Source organism: Glycomyces dulcitolivorans, assembly GCF_003265355.1.
Lineage (GTDB): Bacteria > Actinomycetota > Actinomycetes > Mycobacteriales > Micromonosporaceae > Glycomyces > Glycomyces dulcitolivorans.
Map to the genome: position 1 here is coordinate 1 of NZ_QFRW01000024.1, position 622 is coordinate 622.

The 622-nt window shown below is 78.6% G+C and carries 1 protein-coding gene; it reads right to left on the reverse strand.

The window, feature by feature from the left end; all coding sequences use genetic code 11:
• Positions 1-511 (reverse strand): deoxyribodipyrimidine photo-lyase (locus tag DI269_RS00725; protein ID WP_198667014.1); only part of this gene is annotated, 511 nt, incomplete at its 3' end.
• Positions 512-622: the final 111 nt, after the last annotated feature.

Genomic DNA, 622 nt, shown 5'->3' on the forward strand with positions numbered 1-622 from the left:
AGTCGGGGAGGTCGGGGGCGCGCACGCGCTCCGGTTCGGGCGCGGTCTCGCGCCAGCGGGCCTGCGACCAGGCGCGCCAGTACGGGGTGAAGACCTTGTAGTGGTCGCCGCCGCCGCTGGGCAGGAGCCGGCCGGGCTCGACCACGGCCGGGCCGGGCGCGACGTGCAGGTCGGCGGCCCTTCCCAGGCGCTTGAGCAGGCCGGCGGCGAACCGCCCGGCGTCCGAGGCGCACACGACGAGGTCGGCGCCGGTCGCGGCCGCGACGTCCTCGACCTGCGAGGCGGTGTCCCCGGACCGGACGACGAGGTCGGCGCCGAGGCCGCGCAGCGAATCGCGCAGGTCGTCGAGCGACTCCAGCAGGAAGCGCCGCTGGTTCGGGTTCGAGGCCCGCCCGGGGTCGTCCACGTACAGCGGGACGACCCGCTCGGCGTCGCGGCAGGCCGCGGCGAGGGCCGGGTTGTCGTGGACGCGCAGGTCGCGCGTGAACAGCAGCACGGCGGTCCGGCTCATGGCGGCTCCCAGGATGCGGCCGCCCCGGGCGGGCGGCCCCGGCAGCCTAGCGGCCGGGAGCGCCCGCGGCGCGGAGGCGCGTCAGGCGCGGGGCGGCTCGACCTCGGTCTG